This window comes from Actinosynnema sp. CS-041913 (assembly GCF_050942485.1).
Lineage (GTDB): Bacteria > Actinomycetota > Actinomycetes > Mycobacteriales > Pseudonocardiaceae > Actinosynnema.
Genome location: NZ_CP192037.1, coordinates 8,013,225 through 8,030,264, shown reverse-complemented (window position 1 = coordinate 8,030,264; position 17,040 = coordinate 8,013,225). Strand labels below are relative to the sequence as shown.

Sequence of the window (17,040 nt, the reverse complement as noted above, 5' to 3'; positions counted from 1 at the left end):
CCCACAACGCATGCGGGCTCGCCTATCGCGCACTTCCGCTCCGGTGATCCCGCATGCATTGCCTTCACCTTCCCCATTCCGGCCCAACGACTGGGAGGTGCCGACCCATGATTCCGAATCCCACGCCTCAGAGGGCATTGCGCGGGCACATGCCCCAACGCCCCACGCCACGGGCGGCCACCACCGGGGAGCACCACGCCCAGCTCGCCGGACGGCTCACCCTCCGGGACCGTTGGCTGGCCCGGATGCTGCACGAGCACAAGGTCTTCACCACCCAGCAGATCGTCGAACTCTGCTACCCGACCATGCGCGCGGCCAACCACCGCCTGCTCGACCTGTTCAAGTGGCGCGTCGTCGACCGCTTCCAGCCGTTCGTCAGCTCCGGCACCGCACCGATGCACTACGTGCTCGACATCGCGGGAGCGGTCGCTCTGGCCTACGAGGACGGTCTCGACCCCAAGCAACTCGGCTACCGCCACGAAGACGCCATCGGTATCGCCCACTCTCTGCGCCTCGCGTACACCGTGGGCGTCAACGGCTTCTTCACCGCCCTCGTCGCACTCAGCCGACGGCCCGGTGCCCGTGGACGACTGACCGCGTGGTGGTCCGAGCTGCGCTGCGGCCGGCTTTTCGGCGACATGGTGCGCCCCGACGCCTACGGCCGCTGGCGCGAAGACGGTCACCAGGTCGAGTTCTTCCTCGAATTCGACTTCGGCACCGAGGATCTCGGCAAGCTCGGCCGCAAGCTGCACGGCTACGAAAAGCTCGCCACCGCAACAGGAATCACCACACCAGTCCTGGTGTGGCTGCCCACCAACCGCCGCGAAACCACCGCACGCAGGGCGCTCGCCGACACACTGTCCCAGTTGGACCGTCCTGCGCTCGTGCCCGTGGCCACCAGCACTGCGGATGTCGCGGGCCTAGCCGGCGAGAACAACCCCGCCGTTCCCCGGTGGCTGCCGGTCTCCGGTTCGGTGTCGCGACGGCCGGATCGGCTGCGGCTCGTCGAACTCGTCCAGCTCTGGCCTCACACCGACCCGTCCACGGCGGCGCTGTCGTCGACCGCCGCCCAAGCCCAGCAAGCGCCCGTGGCCCTGGTCGCTCCGGACCCGCTCCCGCCGCCCCTTCCCACCAGCCGCTTCCGGAGGTGACTCCATGAAGATCGCCGTTGCCGCTGTCGCGGCCATCATCGCCGTCCCCATCCTCATCGGGGGCGTCGGCAAAGCCATCGTCAGTGCGCTGTTCGGCACCGGTGGCACCGAGCCGAGCCAAGCCGCGATCGCCGAGATCCCCAGCGACTACCTATCGCTCTACCGAGCCGCAGCCTCCGTGTGCCCAGGGCTGGACTGGACGATCCTCGCCGCCATCGGCGAAGCCGAATCCAAGTACGGCCGGGGATCCGGCGAGGGCATCAAGGAAGGCGAGAATCACATGGGGGCCGGCGGCCCCATGCAGTTCCTCAAGCCCACCTTCGACGACGTGATCGCGCGGCACACGATCCCGCCCGGAGGATCGAACCCGCCGTCACGCTACAACCCGCACGACGCCATCTACGCCGCCGCGTTCTACCTGTGCGATTCCGGAGCACAAAAAGACATCCGCAAGGCCCTCTTCGCGTACAACCACTCGGAAGAGTACGTCAACGGCGTTCTGGCACAGGCAAAACGCTACGGCACCGCCACCGTCGGAACTGGCGACTGCAACAAGATCCAGGCACCCAACCCGACGGCGTTCATGGCGATCAACTTCGCCTGCGGCCAACTCGGTCTGCCCTACGTCTGGGGCGGCAACGGGCCAGCAGGCGGACACGCCGGGTTCGACTGCTCCGGCCTCACCAAAGCCGCCTACAACGCCGCCGGAATCAACCTGCCTCGTACCGCGCAGACCCAGTACACCGCAGGTCCACTGGTGCCCGCCAGCCAACCGTTGCTTCCCGGCGACCTGGCCTTCTACGGAACACCCGACGATGTCCACCACGTTGGCCTGTACATCGGCGCGGGAAAGATGGTGCACGCGCCGACGTTCGGCGAGCCGGTCCAGGTCAGCAACTACCGTTGGAACGGGGATGACTATCTTGCGGCGTCGCGCCCGACTGTTCGATTCTCGGTGTAGTTTCGGCGGAGGAACATGACATGTTCCGCGCCTAAATGATATGTGAGTAATCTTTTGATCAGATGCCGTGGAATGTGGCTTTTCACGGTTGAGGATGTAGTCGTGGTCTGAACCCACCGGTCTCGAGCAGGCTTCTGGCGTTGTAGTTGGGTTGCGGAACCCGAGTGCTGAGCCGCGGAGGTGTTCGAGGCGTCCGTTGATCGCCTCCGTGGGCCCGTTGCTGGTGCCGGGCCAGTCGAAATAGGCGAGCACGTCATCGGCACGCTTCTTCAGTGTCCGACCGAGCGTGACGATCTCGACAGAAGCGGCCGGGACACCATGGCCGACTGAGTCGATCAGTGCGGTCAGCAGGTGTCGCCTTGTGCATGGCCGGTCAATGACCAGATCAAGTGGGAAACGGTTGGTTGTGTCGCTATCTCTACACATCTAGACTTGCCGCATGGGACGGACGCTGCGAGCCACCGACGCGACACTGGACGTGTTGGAGGCGCTGCTTGGGCCCGACGATGAGCTGTACGGGCTGAAGATCGCAAAAATGATCGAGAGGCCGACGGGCAGCGTGTTCCCGATTCTCGCCCGGCTGGAGGACCTCGGCTGGGTTGTGAGCGAGTGGGAGCAGGGGGATCCGGAGCTTCGTGGTCCGCGGCGTCGGTTCTACCGGTTGAGCCCTGACGGAGTGGCCGGAGCGAGGACGATGCTGGATGGGCGTCGTGCCGGACACCGTACCTCGGGTATACGGAAGGGGCGGTCGTTGCTGCCTCGGACGGATGGTGCGTCGTGAGCGCCGGGGTGGTGCCGTGGTTGCTGGCGGCAGTGCTGCTGCCGTTGTTGGTGAACGAGTTCAAGGACTGGTGGCCGTGGTTGGCGGTTCGTCTGGTCCGGTGGTGTGCACGGAGGCTGGGGGATCCGCAGGCGTGCGCACGGTACGAGGAGGAATGGGTCGCCAACCTCCAGGAGGTGCCCGGCAAGCTTTCTCCGCTGGTGGCCGCATTAGGATATCTGCTGGTCGTCCCGCGGATGAGGCGGATGTTTCGACGAGGTCCTGTCCCGCTGAACGTACGTCCTGATGACCTTGGGGCCGAGACCAGGATGTTCGTGGGGCGTGAGGAAGCGCTCGCGTGTCTGGGTGATCATCTTTTTGTGCACGGTCGCACGAAGTCGGCGAGGCACCGTACACCGGCGGTGCTGGTGGTTGGTGCGCCCGGGGTCGGGAAAACCGTCCTGGTCCGGCAGTGGGCGCACCGGAATCGGGAGAGGTTTCCCGATGGGAATCTGTACGTATGGCTACGGGGTATCGGTCTGCAAACCTCTGAGCCGGCGACTCCGTGGGAAGTACTCGGCCTGCTTCTGCGCTCGCTGGGTATCCGGGCCGCCCACATCCCGGCAGCGCTGGACGAACGTGTGGTCCTCTACCGGACGCTGACTGCTCGACGGCGTCTGCTCATCATGCTGGACGACGTGGCAAGCGTCGACCAGGTCGAACTGCTGATGCCTACCAGCCCGAAGTCGATGGTGCTGATGACCAGCAGACGCAAACTGGGGTCGCTGACCGACGTCGCACGCCTCCGGCTGGACGTGTTCAGTGAGCACGAGGGTGCCACTTACTTGCAACGCCTGCTCGGTGCTGATCGAGGCGGCGAAGGCCTTAACACCATCAGGGAGTTGGTGCAATGCTGCGGCGGCCTTGCGCTAGCCCTTGCCATCCTGGGCACCCGATTGCGTGACCGGCCGCAGTGGTCTCTGCGGGAGGCGCTCGAACAGTTGCGCATGCCGCCGAGCCAGCGAGAATGAGTGGTCCGTCGGGACCGTTCCCGCGAGCCGGGTATGGGATTGTCGGCGGCCGGGCAGTGACCGGATCGAGTGGTTGTCGCGCGTCGCGGGATCCGCATCAGGCTGGGTATGCGGTCGGGCGGATACGGTCCGCCGGTGGTCAAGACCGGGTGGCGGGTGCACTACGTACCGGGCGAGTTGCCCACGCTGCGCTCGCCGCTGCCGTTCGTGGCCGAGTTGCCCGGCGACTGGGACCGGTGGTTGGCCGAGGATGGCATACCGGAGCGCACGCCGTTTTTGATCTCGCCGACGTTCGAGTACGACGTCGAGTTGAATGCGTTCTTCCGGTCGGCAGGGATGATCGGAGATGCGTGGAACACACAGGCCGGGTACGCACGGGACGTGGCGGCGTTCCTGGCCTTTCTCTGGACGGCGCGCGGCGGAAAGTCCTGGCGGGACGCGGCCGAGGCCGACCACACCGCCTACCTGGTTTGGCGACGCCGCGATGAGCGGGGGCCACGGGTGGACGGCGCCACCTGGGACCGGGAGGTCGCGGCGGTCAACCGGTTCTACAAGTGGCAGGTCAAGGCCGGGAACGTCCGGGTGAACCCGATCCCGCAGCGGGAATCCCGCGTGATGCCGGCCCATCTGGGACGGCGGGGTGAGCCGGGCGAGCGGCCCGCGACCTACAGCCACGGTGCCGGACGCGACCGGATCGAGTGGCTGCCGGCAGCCTCCTACCGCCGCTGGCGCGACATCGGAGTGCGGGGATACGCCGTCGACGGCCTGCCGAACTCGAAGTTCCGGGGCCGATGGGCTGCCCGCAATGCCACCTTTTGCGACTTGATGGTGCGCACCGGGATGCGCTTGTCCGAGCAGGCGGCGCTGAGCTTGTTCGAGGTGCCGATGGACCACGGCTTGGGCGGCTACCAGCGGTTCTGGCTACCGCCGATGATCGCCAAGGGCGGCTCGGCGCGATGGATCTACTCGCCGGCGACGGTCGTGGCCGACCTGATCGACTACGTCGAGATCGACCGGGCCGAGGTCGTCGACCAGGCACGCGCCGGCGGCCGCTACCAGCGGCTTCACCGGCCGCTGGTCGTCGAGGACCCGGCTCGGCCGGTGGTGATGCGGCGCCAACCAGGTGGGACGGTGCACCGGACGAAAGTCGCGCAGCTCGACATCACCGAACGGCGGAGGTTGTTGATCGACGGCCCGGACGGCTTGGAGCCGGCCGCGTTCTGGCTGTCCGAGTACGGCCTGCCGGTCGCGATCTCGACCTGGAAGACCGTGTTCAGCGAGGCCAACAAGCGGTGCAGCGGGCAGGGGGTGACGCTCGCGGCTCACGCCCATCTCCTCCGCCACACCTTCGCGGTGATCACTCTGGAGCAGTTGCAGCGCGGGCACATCGCCGCGTTGGCGGAGCTGAACCCAGAACAACGGGGTCACTACACGCGGATCTTCGGTGACCCGTTGGACTGGGTCCGTCGTCGCCTCGGGCATGCCTCGATCGTCACGACCCAGACCTATCTGCACGCCTTGGCCGAGTTGGAGATGGCCACGCGGATGGCGTTGGTGCCCGACCGGTGGGAAGACCCCCGCGACACCCCGCTGGAGGCGATCAGCGACGACGTCGAGCCTCCGCGGGAACTGGTTCCCGAAGAAGCCGGTGAGCGAGCGTGAGCAGGCGCGGCACGACACGCACGGGACGGTCGGCGGTACTGCCCGAAGGCGCCTATGACGCTCCACCGCTGGTCGTGCCCGCCGTCGAGGAGCATGACGGGCCGGTGGTGCGCTTTCATGGCGAGGATCGCCGCAGCATCACCTTTCGGGTCGATCTGCTGCCCCTTCCTGGCTGGCACCTGCCGCTGGCAGCGGCGCTGGCCGCACGCATGGGCCCGGCGGGAGGGCGGCGGACACGGCTTTCGGCTACGACGGTCTGGGGCGTCGCCGGCCGGGTGGTGCGGTTTCTCAGTACCCTGCCGGCCCCGCCGGCGACCCCGGTGCGGCTGGCTGTCTCGCACATGGAGGCGTTCCAGCGGTTCCGCGGCGCCTCGATCGGCGAGATCGCGAGCTGGCACGAATTGCGCGAGTTCAAACGGCTGCTTGTCTTGTCGCCGCTGCGTGAGCATGTCCCCACCGACGTGGTGGACTACTGCGGTCGACGGTTGCGCATCGGAAGCCGGCAGTCCAAGCCCGGCTACAGCGAGCGTGAGTTCACCGCGTTGGTGTCCGCCGCGAGGTCCGACGCGGCGAACATTCGCGACCGCGTCCGCGCGGGGGAGCGGTTGCTGGCCCGATTCCGTGAGGACCCGTCGTCTCTGGAGACCACGGAACGCGATCGTGCCGCGCTGCTCGACCAAGCCGCCCGAACCGGGATGGTCACTTGGGGTGCCGGCCCGTCCAAGGATTGGGTACGTCAACGCCTGGCCGTCGCCGGCGGGTTGTTCCTCAGCCGGGCGGACCTCGCCCCGCTGCTGACACTGTTCGTCGAGGTCACCGACCGCAATGTCGAGACCATCAAGGAACTGTCGGTCGAGCACCGTGTCCTGGAAGACAGGGCTGTCGAACTTCGTGTCGTGAAGCGCCGCCGTGGGCAGCGGCGCTGGCACGAGACCGTGACCTGGGAGATCGGGAAGCCGGGTCGGGAACTGCACACCGCCGGAGGGCTCTACCTGCTCGTCCTTGAGCTGACGGCCCGCAGCCGCGCCTTCGGCGAAACGAACTCGCTCTGGGCGGTCTGGCGCAATGCCTTCGACACCGGCTCCCGCGGTCCCGCGGAGCACTACGGCATGTTCGAGGGCACCCTCGCCCGCAACCTCTACGCGAGCGACTGGGCGGCCGGACACGGGTTGACCGCCGATCGGCCACCGCCGGGTGTCCCCGAGCGGAACCAGGACGGTCAGGCCGCGGATCCACCGAAGGCGGTCCCGCTACTGGTGGACTTCAACCGGCTCAAGACCAGCACCGAAGTCCGTCGCACACGGCAGATGGGCGGGCACCTGCCCTCGTCCATCCGCACCAACACCATTCCTACGCTGTTCGCCAGTTACCTGCGCGACGACCCCACCGTCGTCGAGTGGGCACAGGACATCGTCGGCGACGCCCTGGCCGACGCCGAGCAGTCGGCATTGGCGGCCCACCGACGCGCCGCACAGACCAACGGCGGACACCCGAAGGTCGTTTCCGGACCAGCGGACGCGCAGCACCTGCACCAGGCGGGCCTCGACCGGGACACCGCACGCCGAGCCGCAGACGGCGAACTGGGAACCGCCTGGACCGGATGCGTCGACCACGATCACCACCCCGCCACCGGAACCCGCTGCCGAGCGAGCTTCCTGGACTGTTTCCACTGCGGCAACTGCCTGATCACCCGCAACGACCTGCCGGACCTGCTCGGACTGCTCGACGCGCTGGCCGCCCGCCGCCACCTGCTCTCCGAGAACGACTGGTGGGACCGCTACGGCAGCGTCTGGGCCGCGCTCCGACTGGACGTGCTGGTCAAGTTCAGTCCAGCCGAGATCGAGCACGCTGAGGCGGTCAAGCCCGACGACGCTTTGCTCGACCTCGTCGAGAACCCCTGGGAGCAGCCGTGACCAGCACTTTTGTTCAAGCGTCGTCCCCGGCCCTCGACAACACGTTCGTGTTGCACGCACGCCCGTTGCGGGACGGCGCGATCCTGCACGAGACATCCCGGTTTCGTGACCACAAGTGGGAGTTGTTCTCGGCCACGTTCCAGAAGCACCAGCGCCGCCTGTCGCTGGACTTCGACACCCTCCCCGCCCGCTATCGGCCGGTGGCCAAGGAATTGTGCTACGCGATGCTGTCCGGCGAGTTGCCTCATGGTGAGTCGCGACCTCGGCCGGAAACCATCCTCTCGATGTTCAGTTGCCTGCGGAAGTTCCTCGCCTGGCTCGACGACAGACCCGGCGCCGGGGCGAACGGCCCGGCGCTGGTCGACCTCGTCGGAGACGACCTGTCAGCCTATCAGCGGCACCTCAAGACTGCCGTGCCACACCCGCCGACACGTGAACGTCATCGAGCCGTTGTCCGCCTGTTCTGGCGCTATCGCACCGTGTTGACCGCCGACCATCTCCCCTTCGATCCGCACCACGTCGACGGCTGGGGCGAGGAGAGCAAGAAGCACCGGTCTTCCGAGAACGCCACCGACCGAATCCCCGAAGCCGTCCACGGCCCCATGCTGGCTTGGGCGATGCGATTCCTCGACGACTTCGCCGAGGACATCCTGGCCGCGGACCGCACATGGCGCCACCAACGCGACCCGGCGCGTCACGCGACGCTGAGCACCCGTCACGCCACAGCGGGCAAGGTCACTCGACACCTGGACAGCTATCGCGCCCGTCAGCGCCCGTTGCCTGGCTACCAGGGCCAGATCAACTACTCGCACCTGGCCGACGAGATCGGTTGCCATCGCACCGCCTACACCCGCCGTCGGGCAGAGATCGAGGAACTTGCCGCCGTCGTCGGGCTCAGTCCGTGTTCCTACTTCGACATCCCGATCACCGGCACACTCGACGACGAACCGTGGATCGACGGGATCGTCGCCGACCACACGGCAGCCAACGGCCTCGGCCGTCTGGCTCGGATGCTGCACGTCGCCGCCTACACCGTGATCGCCTTCCTGTCGGGAATGCGCGACAGCGAGATCAAGCATCTGCGCCGGGGTTGCCTACGGGTCCAACGCGACGATCAGGACCGGCCCTACCGCTGGAAGATCGCGAGCCTGGCGTTCAAGGGAGAGGATGACCCGAGAGGGGTCGAAGCGACCTGGGTTGTCGGAGCGCCGGCTGGCCGCGCCGTTCAGATCCTGGAAAGACTGCAACCCGCCGGCGTCGACCTGCTGTTCAACGCGTTGGATCACGGGCCGAGCAACGGCACGAAGACCCGCTCGGCGGCCGACACCCGCACGCTGACCAGCGGCACCACCAACAGCCAGCTCAACCAGTTCGTGCAGTGGGTCAACGACTACTGCGCCGCCCACGACCGCTCCGACGGCATCCCCCTCGTCGCGGGCAAGGTCTGGAGGCTGTTCAACCGGCAGTTCCGTCGCACGCTCGCGTGGTTCATCGCTCGTCGACCCGGTGGCGCGATCGCCGGGGCCATCGCGTTCCGCCACCTGAGCGTTCAGATGTTCGAGGGCTACGCCGGCACCTCGGACTCCGGCTTCCGCGCCGAAGTCGAGTCCGAACAGGCCCTCGCACGCGGGGAACACCTACTGGACATGGTCGACCAGCACGAGCACAAGAGCCTCTGCGGCCCTGCCGCCGACGAGGCAGCCCTCCGACTGGAGAACTTCAGCGACCGAACCAGATTCCAGGGCATGGTCGCGACCGACCAGCGCAGACTGGACAAGATCATGAGGCGCCATGACCCCGCGATCTATCCAGGCAAGTACGTCACCTGCGTCCACAAAAACGCCACCGCCCTCTGCCAGCAGCGCCCGGACAGCCGCGGCCAGACACGCCCCGACCAGGCCAGTTGCAAGCCGTTGGCCTGCCGCAACGTCGCCCTCACCACCGACAACATCGACAACCTCCGGCAAGAGGCACACCGCATCGACCGGGAACTTGCGGCGCGCCCGTCGCCGCCGCCGCTGCTGGAGCGTCAGTTGCGTGACCGTCAGTCGGACCTGATCGCGTTCCTCGCCCGTCACTCCCAGCAGGAGAACCAGTGAGCCTGCCCAGCGAGGACATGGTCCGTCGGACCATCCGAGAGATCACTGACCAAGCCAAGGAGACGGGTCGTCGACCCAGTGTCTTGGCGGTCGCCCGGCGGCTCGGGCTGTCCAACACGACGTTCCGCAGGAACTTCCCCGATATCGCTCGGCAGCTCGGCGAACTGCGACGCACCGCCCACAGCCTCGAAGTCGCAGGCTCGACGGCAGCTCAGCACTACCTCACTCTGCAAGAGCGCAACGCCCGGCTGCGGCAGGACAAGCAGACACTTGAGGAACACCTCCAGCTTGCCGCAGCGAACGTCATGCGCTTGACCTTGGAGAACCGGCAACTTCGCCGGGAACTGGAGGCCGCCACCAAGGTCACCAGGATCGAACCCGACCGACACTGAACCACCAGGTCACACGCTCAGACGGCACTCGCTCCATCACGACAGCAACTGACGCACCCAGTCCAGAGCCGGCGCGGAGATCCAGTTCACCACCAATCCCAAAGCAAACGCCGCCAACAGCGACCCAACCCACTGCACCCACGTCATGCGGGACTGCCGCGCGAACTGCCTACCCACCAGGTTCTCGATCGCCTTGGCCTGCTCCGCGTTCAACGACGCCAACTGCTCATACCGCTCGGCATCCCGTTGATGCTGCTCCAGCACCCGGATGCGCAAGCCCAACTCGCCCTCAAGCTCCTTGAGCACCCGCGTTGCGGCCGACAAGTGAGCACGCACCTCGTTCGCGCGCTGGGCGTCGCTCCTCCCGCGCCAGGCCATTCCCTCTTCGACACGCCGTTGTCGGATCGAAATGATCAAGCTGGTGATCGCGCCGACGGCGGCGACGGCGGCCGTGAGGCCGCTGGCCAGATTCCCCTGTTCACTGTCGTCGATCCAGGCGAAGAGGGACCAGCCAACGAGCAGGGCAAAACCGAGGACCACTACGCCCACGAGCACTAACGGAATTTGGACTCCGCGCGACGGAGGCTGCTGTCGACCGACCATGACTGGACAGCATGGCGCATCTCATAAGCCGCCGAGTCAGCGGTCAGTGGTCAACCTTGAACCCTAGCTACAACCCGGCCACGGCGGCGTCCTCGTGGCGGTAGGCGGCGATCACCCGCTGGTAGATGCCCCAGGTCGCCTCGACCTCGACATGCTCCTCGACGGCGAACAGAGTACGCAGCCGGTGGATCTGCTTGTCGGTGAGTAGCCCGGCCCCGGTATGCAGCGTCCGGCGCGCGGAGTAGAGCGGGTCGCCCTTGTGGCCGCGGTGTTCGTGGATGGCCTGCTGGACCCCGGCGCCGGCGCCGATCGAGCGCGTCGCCGGCCAGGCGGACTACGTGGAAGGGATCCATCACCGCGACTGCATCAGGCAGCTCCTCGCTCGTGGCGGTCTTGAACCCGCTGAACCCGTCCATCGCGACCACCTCGATCCCGTCGCGCCACGCCTCTGGGCGTGCAGCGAGCCACGCCTTGAACACCTGCTTTGAGCGGCCCTCGACCATGTCGAGCAGCCGTGCTGGACCGGTGCCGTCGCGGATCGGCGTGAGGTCGATGATGACCGTGACGTATTTGTCGCCGTGACGGGTGTGCCTCCAGACGTGCTGATCTACACCGACGACCAACACGTTGTCGAACCGTGCTGGATCGTCGATCAGGTCCCGCTTGCCGTCGGTGAGGATGGCGTCGTTGGTGGTGTTCCACGTGACCCCGAGCCCTTCGGCGACCCGGGCCACGGTGAGGTGTCCGACCACGATCCCTTCTGTCGAGCTCCTTGTCTGGTGCCTGGGCGGGCGCGACCGTGTAGAACTCCTCCTGGGCCGGATAGATTTTGTCGCCGCGCCTGCACGGCCACAGCTGGCGGTGGGTATCTCGATCACCATCGCGGGCGGGTGCTCCGGTGATCTCCTCGTTCTTCGTCAGCGGGATGTCGACGAGTCGGCTGACTTCGGTCAGCGCGGTGTGGACGGTGCGGTGTCCAGCGAGCAGCACGCTATCCACGGATCGGGCTGCGGTGGCTGGCGCGTAGTAGAGCCTACCTACGCGGTAGATCGCCCATGGCATCGTCTTCATGCGGGCGACGGCGAGGGCGAAGGGCTCGGTCACCTGGTCACGGTGAAGTCACGTCAGTGACTTGCCGGGCCCGAACGAGGGTGGAGCGCCAGATCATGCGGCGCTCTGAGAAGTGTTCGATGTTCAAAAGACTACTTGTCCTACCGGACTGTCGTGTTCTGGCGTACAAGGACACCGGCGAGCGGGTCGTCGCCGAGCACCTGCGTGACGATCTCCACGCAGTCGGACCGGACTACTTCAATGACTGGTCACCCAGTGCTGTGACCCCATCCACGAGCACACCCGCCCTGAACCACAGAATCGTTGGATCCACGTAGCATGCCGTCACCCGTCACCCGTCACCCTTCACCCGGCCAACCGATCTCAGAATGTCTCGGATCCGCTGCCGGGAGACAAGTCCTTCCAGACGAAACGTAGTCGAGCCCCCGAGCGCATGCCGGGGCTCGACTATGCAACACGGATCAGAAGCCGAACAGGAACACCGCCAGGTCGGCCGGAACTCCCGCCGCAAGGATGATCACTGCCAGACGCGCCGTTCGCGCCCAAGCAGAATTGATCACACTGCTGGCCGGAATCCCCGCCCTGAGTCCATGGCAGCAGCCCGGCATATTCGCTGTTGATGGCGTTGAGCCTCGGGGTCGAGCACTTGTGCAGAGCGGCGAGGGTCGCCTCGTACTACGGCGAGGAATCCCGAGTAGATCACTTCGGTTTCACGGTTACTGATCAAGCTCCAGTGCGGATTGGGTTGTCGAAGATGGCGACCGGACGGCCGTCGCCTCGGTCACCACCGCGTTCACCCATTTGGTCTGACCGGTGAACGCCGCGCGCTCCGACAACACCTGAGGACAGCAACGTCCTGCTCCCGATCAGGAGTGAACGCGAGCGCCGCCGACCTGGCTGTGGGATCCTTGCGCCTGAGCTATCAACGCTCTGGGAGGTGCTGTGGCTTCATTTGCTCCGGACGGCCCAGCTTATACCAGTCCGCACAAATAGGGCAGATGGAAGGAGTACCGATTGTCGCCGACCGATACAATCGCGCAGCTGCAGGCTGAACTGGAGGAGCTGTCTGGACCAGTTCGCGTGCCGCCTCTTACCCGACTCGGACAGGCGCTGGCGCAGCGGTCCTTGCAGATCGGCCCAGACTCAGCTGAAGGACTGTCGGACATCGATGCCGCGATCGAAGTGGTAACCGAAGCCCACGGATACACGACTCCTGATGGCAATGACCGTGGCAGGCTCGCGGCCCTTCTCGGTTTACTGCTGAGCGTCAGGCACGCCGTCCGTCCGGTAGTGGAGGACCGGGAGGCAGGGATACGCCTGCTGGAGGAGGCAGTCGCCGCTCCCGATCTAGCAGCGCCCCCCAAGCTCGTAAGCAGGTTCCTGCTTGGCCAGTTCTATTTCAGCCGCGCGCTGGCGGGAATACAGGAACTGGGGTCGTCGACAAAACTGATGACTGGCGGCCTCTCATCAGACACCGTAGCGGACGTCGATCGGGCTGCCATTTGGTTCCGCGAGGTTATCGACGATACGCCGACTGAAAATGAGATCAACGAAGCAGCCCGAGGGATGCTGGCCTTGACCGAGGCGATGCAAACCGTGGCTGGCGGTGTGACTGCAGCCGAGCTCGATATGCAGCGCTTAATCGAGGTCATGACCACACTGCAAAAGCTGCAGACCCGCTTCCAACATCGTCCTGAGGCCCAGGAAATGAGGTCGTTTCCGTCCTCTATCGCTTTCCGGGCAATGCAGGGTCTGGATTCACTGGACCGGCCTGCCGAAGTCGTGTCTCAGGTCGAACTAGACAGCCAGGCCGGCGTGGATGCTTCGCGTCAGAGCATTGCCCTTGCCTCCGTTGAAGTGCTGACGGAGGAACTGGCGCAGCATCTCTCGGTTTATCTCGACACAGATGATCCGAATCGTGTCGACATCGTGCTCGCGGCACTTCGCGGCCTTTACGAGTCCGAGGGACTCGTGATGGAACTGTTAGGTGAGCCCAAGATCTCCTCCTGGTGGGGACGATTTAGGGTCCGCGCTAGGGAGGCTTCAAAGGAAGACGGCGTTGTTCAAAGAGTGGCAAAGATCGAGCATGCCATTGAGGTGGTGGGCCTTCGCCAGCCCATGGCGGTGGAGAATTCAAAACAAGCCGAAGCCGTATCGGCATTGGTCGCATCACTCGAAAAAATTGATAACGCAGTTATGATGGTCGGATCAGTGGTCATGATCAAGTATACCGATGACTGCGGACATCAGCATCTCTTCACTAAGACGTTGTCCGTGGCGGAAGTTCGGGCGTTCGAGGAAAACCAACATCTGTTGGCCAGTCCACAGGAGGCGCTGCAACACCTTCACCTGCTAGCCAGAGCTTCCGACGAGCGAATTGCCCGGGCTATCGAGTAACCCCTTCATCAATGCGGCGGCTTTGCGAGCCGATGTGCCTGCAAGCCGCCTTCGTTGGTCTCTTGACTGAGATGACGGTGTGAGCGTTAAAAGTGTGCGAGCGGCATCTCACGCTGTTCTCAGAGGATTTCGGGCCAAGGACGATGCGCTCAGGTTCGAAGGCCGATCAAACAGCAGTAGCGAGGGTCGCACGCTGCTCACACCCCAAGATATTGGCGGCCGGGACCGGTTCGACGAGGCGCTGCCCGCGTAGCGGCACCGGTGGGCGCGTACCCGCGCGGGGCGTGCTGCACCACGGCGAACTCTGCATGTCCCTGAACCTCGACTAGCAGCCCGACTGCGAATTCCTCCGAGCCCAGCTCCGCCGCACCGACAGGGTTGACTTGCTGAGGATAACCCACCGGGACGCGGCGGCTGGATCGGACGACCGGTCGAACTGCTGATCCCCATGAGCGCGACCCAGCCGCAGGCCCGCCCGCTCCCCACGACCAGCCCACCGGGTGCGGTCCACCGGCCCGGCCACGCCGCAGTCCTGCACGTCTACCTGGCGGGCACCGTGCTCGTTTCGACGTGCTCGTCCCTCTCCACCTTCCGCGTCTAGTAGACGCTCAGCCTGCTTACGGGTGAGTTCGCTGGTACCGGGGCCACTCGACGTGGCCGAGCGCGCTGTGCAGGACGGTGATGCGATCGAGAACTCCTGCGGCCTCGGCGAGGGTACAGACTTCGTCGAGCATCGCTTGTGAGCCCTTGTCGCCGCTGCTGTTGACGAGGTTATGGATGGGGTTCCGGAGTGTTCTCTGTTCGGTTCGGTTGCCTACTGTGTGCTCGGAGAGCGTGGTAAGGTGGCTGGTTTGCCTAAGGGATGTCACGTAACTGTCTCGTGGCAGGGGCCGAGCGCTTCCCGGTCAGCCGGTAAGGGTGAGGTTGTGGAGGTGGGCGATGGCGGAGGCGGTGTCGCGCAGGGTGTGGGCGGCGCGGCGGTAGTCGCGCAGGATGTTCCAGTTCTTCATGCGGGCCAGGGCGTGTTCGGCGCGGGCTCGGATCGAGCGGTGGACGGTGTTGAGGTCTTCCTGCCAGTCGGCGAGTGGGCCGCCGGCGCGGGGTTTGCGGTAGGGCATGATCACGTCTTTGTTGCCCTGGTAGCCGCCGTCTGCCATGACGGGTCGACCGTCCAGCACGTCGGCGATGCCGGAGTCGCGGTAGACGGTGCAGTCGTTGCGGTTGCCCGGCTTGGGTTCACCGGTGGCGATCACCAGGCGGGTGTCGGCGTCGACGGCCACCTGCAGGTTCGTGGAGTATCGGTAGTTCTTCGACCGGGCGGCCAGGCGGTGGTCGCGGGTGGGCACCAGGGTGCCGTCGACGATCGCGACCTGGTCGACGCGGCGCCGCCGGACCGGGGCCAGGGCGAGCAGCGGGCCGACGGTGTCGATGACCCGATGGGCTGCGGCGTGGGAGACGCCGAACAACGGCCCGAGTTGGCGCATGGTGAGGTTGGTTCGCCAGTAGGTGGCCACCAGCAGCACCCGGTCGGCCAGATCCAGCCGCCACTGGCGGCCGGGACGGCCGTCGGCGATGGCGTCGCCGCCGCGTTCGGCCACCACGCGTACCAGCTTGCGGAACTGCCCTGGCTGCAAGCCCGTGAAGGGCGCGATCCACTCCGACCGGGACGCCGAGATCACCTGCATCCGATCATGATCCCAGCCAACCGGTCATCGAGTTACGTGACATCCCTTAGGGCGGGTTATTGGTGGTGAGCTGGGAAACGCGCTGCCTAGTGGACATCGGCAGAGAGTACGACGGGCACTCCGTGCGGTACTGACGCAGCACTGCGTGGGCCAAGCGCCGACGATGTTTTCCAGCCACCGGCACCTGGCCCATCCCCACCATCACCCGCTGGACACTCCGCCCCTCAACCCTCAGCATCGCCGTGCCTCTCGGCCGAGGACAACACCGCTAGACGTACCAGGCCCCGCCGAATCCGCAAAGTAGATCCGGACAACCTCTCCTCTGGCCGTCCCGACCCACTGTGCGGACCGCAGGTCACCGGCGTAGCCCTCCGTAAGATGCAAACGGAACGGACATTGTGGACAACTGTCCTGTCCGGCCGAAATTGGTGGTGTCCGGACCTGTTGGCGGAGGTAGTGGCGGAGTTCGGGGTACCTGGCGGGGCTCCGGTGAGGAGCTGGCTGCCGCCGCGTTGCGGATGTCGGCGTCACGATTGCCGTTCGACCGGCTCGCAGGCTCGACGGTCCGGCTACGCGCGGACGCCAGCGGGGGCAGATGGTGCTGGCCGGGCACCTGATGGCCACGGCTGAGTTCGCCGTGGTCGACGGGGAATCGGCTTTGTAGGTGGAGCCGATCGGACTGCTGAACGACTTGCCAGATGAAGTCCTTGCTGAAGCGCGCATGTGAGAACGGCACGTGGTGGAGGTGGAGACCGGACTACTTCCGGATGCCGCACGGAGGCTCGCCGTCGCGTCCAGAGTTCGGTCCGGCCTGCACGAACGCTGTACGAGAGGGACGCGGCGAAAGCTGCCGAGTTAGGGGGCAGCGTCCGAACTATCCACTCCCAGCGGGCGCGGTACGCCCAGCAGGGGTTGTGGGGCCTGGTGGACCTGCAGGCGGTGCGCGCCTGGGAGGTCACCCGGCGAGCCGACGCCCGTCTGGTTACCGCCATCCGGGAGGCTCTCGACGCCGAGACGCACACGTCGACCGGCACCCGATCGCGGCTGATGTAGCGGGTGGTCAAGGCGGTGGAGGCCATCCACGGGCCGAAGTGGTACCGCTGCCCAGCTGCAACGGGGTGATCGTGCCGGACACCATCGTCATCGACGGCGGGAACATGTTCGTCTCCGAGACGTACACCCGCGCCTGTTCCCGACTGTGCAGAACTACCGTCCCGGAACACCTACGGACAAGGCCATCGTCGAGGCCACATGTGACGCCATCAACACCCAGTTCCCGTCAGCGTGTGACGCCTACACCGGTTCGAACACCCAG

At 66.0% G+C, this 17,040-nt stretch carries 12 protein-coding genes and 2 pseudogenes; 10 read left to right on the top strand and 4 right to left on the bottom strand.

Translation table 11 applies throughout. The features are described from left to right. Positions 1–107: 107 nt before the first annotated feature. Positions 108–1,151, top strand: a complete 1,044-nt coding sequence (locus ACQPZF_RS36125; RefSeq protein WP_433264802.1) for a replication-relaxation family protein — start codon at positions 108–110, stop codon at positions 1,149–1,151. A 4-nt stretch (positions 1,152–1,155) separates the two neighbouring features. Further along, positions 1,156–2,112 carry an NlpC/P60 family protein gene (locus ACQPZF_RS36120; RefSeq protein WP_433264800.1) on the top strand — a complete coding sequence of 319 codons (957 nt, stop codon included), beginning with the start codon at positions 1,156–1,158 and terminating at the stop codon, positions 2,110–2,112. A gap of 82 nt (positions 2,113–2,194) precedes the next feature. Here the strand turns inward: ACQPZF_RS36120 and ACQPZF_RS36115 are convergent. Further along, positions 2,195–2,460 (bottom strand): annotated as a pseudogene (locus ACQPZF_RS36115) (transposase); the annotation flags it as partial. A gap of 91 nt (positions 2,461–2,551) precedes the next feature. On the opposite strand from ACQPZF_RS36115, the gene ACQPZF_RS36110 reads away from it, so the two are divergent. The 6 genes from ACQPZF_RS36110 (at position 2,552) to ACQPZF_RS36085 (ending at position 9,969) form a co-directional block, all read left to right on the top strand. Beyond that, complete coding sequence (locus ACQPZF_RS36110) at positions 2,552–2,893, top strand: PadR family transcriptional regulator (protein WP_433264798.1); 342 nt, start codon at positions 2,552–2,554, stop codon at positions 2,891–2,893. Beyond that, the gene (locus tag ACQPZF_RS36105) at positions 2,890–3,903 is read left to right on the top strand and encodes an NB-ARC domain-containing protein (RefSeq protein ID WP_433264796.1); all 1,014 of its coding nucleotides are present in this window, start codon (positions 2,890–2,892) and stop codon (positions 3,901–3,903) included. The genes ACQPZF_RS36110 and ACQPZF_RS36105 overlap by 4 nt, the downstream gene beginning before the upstream one ends. A gap of 135 nt (positions 3,904–4,038) precedes the next feature. Further along, positions 4,039–5,565: a tyrosine-type recombinase/integrase gene (locus ACQPZF_RS36100; RefSeq protein WP_433264794.1), complete on the top strand. Its 1,527-nt coding sequence runs from the start codon at positions 4,039–4,041 to the stop codon at positions 5,563–5,565. After that, positions 5,562–7,478 carry a hypothetical protein gene (locus ACQPZF_RS36095; protein WP_433264792.1) on the top strand — a complete coding sequence of 639 codons (1,917 nt, stop codon included), beginning with the start codon at positions 5,562–5,564 and terminating at the stop codon, positions 7,476–7,478. The genes ACQPZF_RS36100 and ACQPZF_RS36095 overlap by 4 nt, the downstream gene beginning before the upstream one ends. Then, complete coding sequence (locus ACQPZF_RS36090; RefSeq protein ID WP_433264790.1) at positions 7,475–9,577, top strand: hypothetical protein; 2,103 nt, start codon at positions 7,475–7,477, stop codon at positions 9,575–9,577. The genes ACQPZF_RS36095 and ACQPZF_RS36090 overlap by 4 nt, the downstream gene beginning before the upstream one ends. Further along, a complete protein-coding gene (locus tag ACQPZF_RS36085) occupies positions 9,574–9,969 on the top strand; it encodes a hypothetical protein (protein WP_433264788.1) in 396 nt (131 codons plus the stop codon). The genes ACQPZF_RS36090 and ACQPZF_RS36085 overlap by 4 nt, the downstream gene beginning before the upstream one ends. Before the next feature lie 36 nt (positions 9,970–10,005). On the opposite strand, the gene ACQPZF_RS36080 is transcribed toward ACQPZF_RS36085, so the two are convergent. Together ACQPZF_RS36080 and ACQPZF_RS36075 are read right to left on the bottom strand one after the other, a co-directional pair. Further along, entirely contained in the window at positions 10,006–10,518 is a 513-nt protein-coding gene (locus ACQPZF_RS36080; protein WP_433264786.1) for a hypothetical protein, read from the bottom strand. 142 nt (positions 10,519–10,660) lie between these two features. Beyond that, a pseudogene (locus tag ACQPZF_RS36075) lies at positions 10,661–11,339 on the bottom strand (ISL3 family transposase); the annotation flags it as partial. Between the two features lie 1,318 nt (positions 11,340–12,657). Here ACQPZF_RS36075 and ACQPZF_RS36070 point away from each other — a divergent pair. Together ACQPZF_RS36070 and ACQPZF_RS36065 are read left to right on the top strand one after the other, a co-directional pair. After that, positions 12,658–14,040 carry a hypothetical protein gene (locus ACQPZF_RS36070; RefSeq protein ID WP_433264784.1) on the top strand — a complete coding sequence of 461 codons (1,383 nt, stop codon included), beginning with the start codon at positions 12,658–12,660 and terminating at the stop codon, positions 14,038–14,040. Positions 14,041–14,488: 448 nt separating this feature from the next. Next, positions 14,489–14,641, top strand: coding sequence for a hypothetical protein (locus ACQPZF_RS36065; protein ID WP_433264782.1), 153 nt, complete (start codon positions 14,489–14,491; stop codon positions 14,639–14,641). Positions 14,642–14,945: 304 nt separating this feature from the next. Here the strand turns inward: ACQPZF_RS36065 and ACQPZF_RS36060 are convergent, their stop codons facing one another. Then, entirely contained in the window at positions 14,946–15,725 is a 780-nt protein-coding gene (locus tag ACQPZF_RS36060; protein WP_433264780.1) for a transposase family protein, read from the bottom strand. Between the last annotated feature and the right edge of the window lie 1,315 nt (positions 15,726–17,040).

Coding starts and splice junctions, on each gene's coding strand:
- ACQPZF_RS36110 (WP_433264798.1), top strand. CDS start 2,552: ATGGGACGGACGCTGCGAGCCACCGACGCGACACTGGACGTGTTGGAG.
- ACQPZF_RS36120 (WP_433264800.1), top strand. CDS start 1,156: ATGAAGATCGCCGTTGCCGCTGTCGCGGCCATCATCGCCGTCCCCATC.
- ACQPZF_RS36065 (WP_433264782.1), top strand. CDS start 14,489: ATGAGCGCGACCCAGCCGCAGGCCCGCCCGCTCCCCACGACCAGCCCA.
- ACQPZF_RS36125 (WP_433264802.1), top strand. CDS start 108: ATGATTCCGAATCCCACGCCTCAGAGGGCATTGCGCGGGCACATGCCC.
- ACQPZF_RS36060 (WP_433264780.1), bottom strand. CDS start 15,725: ATGCAGGTGATCTCGGCGTCCCGGTCGGAGTGGATCGCGCCCTTCACG.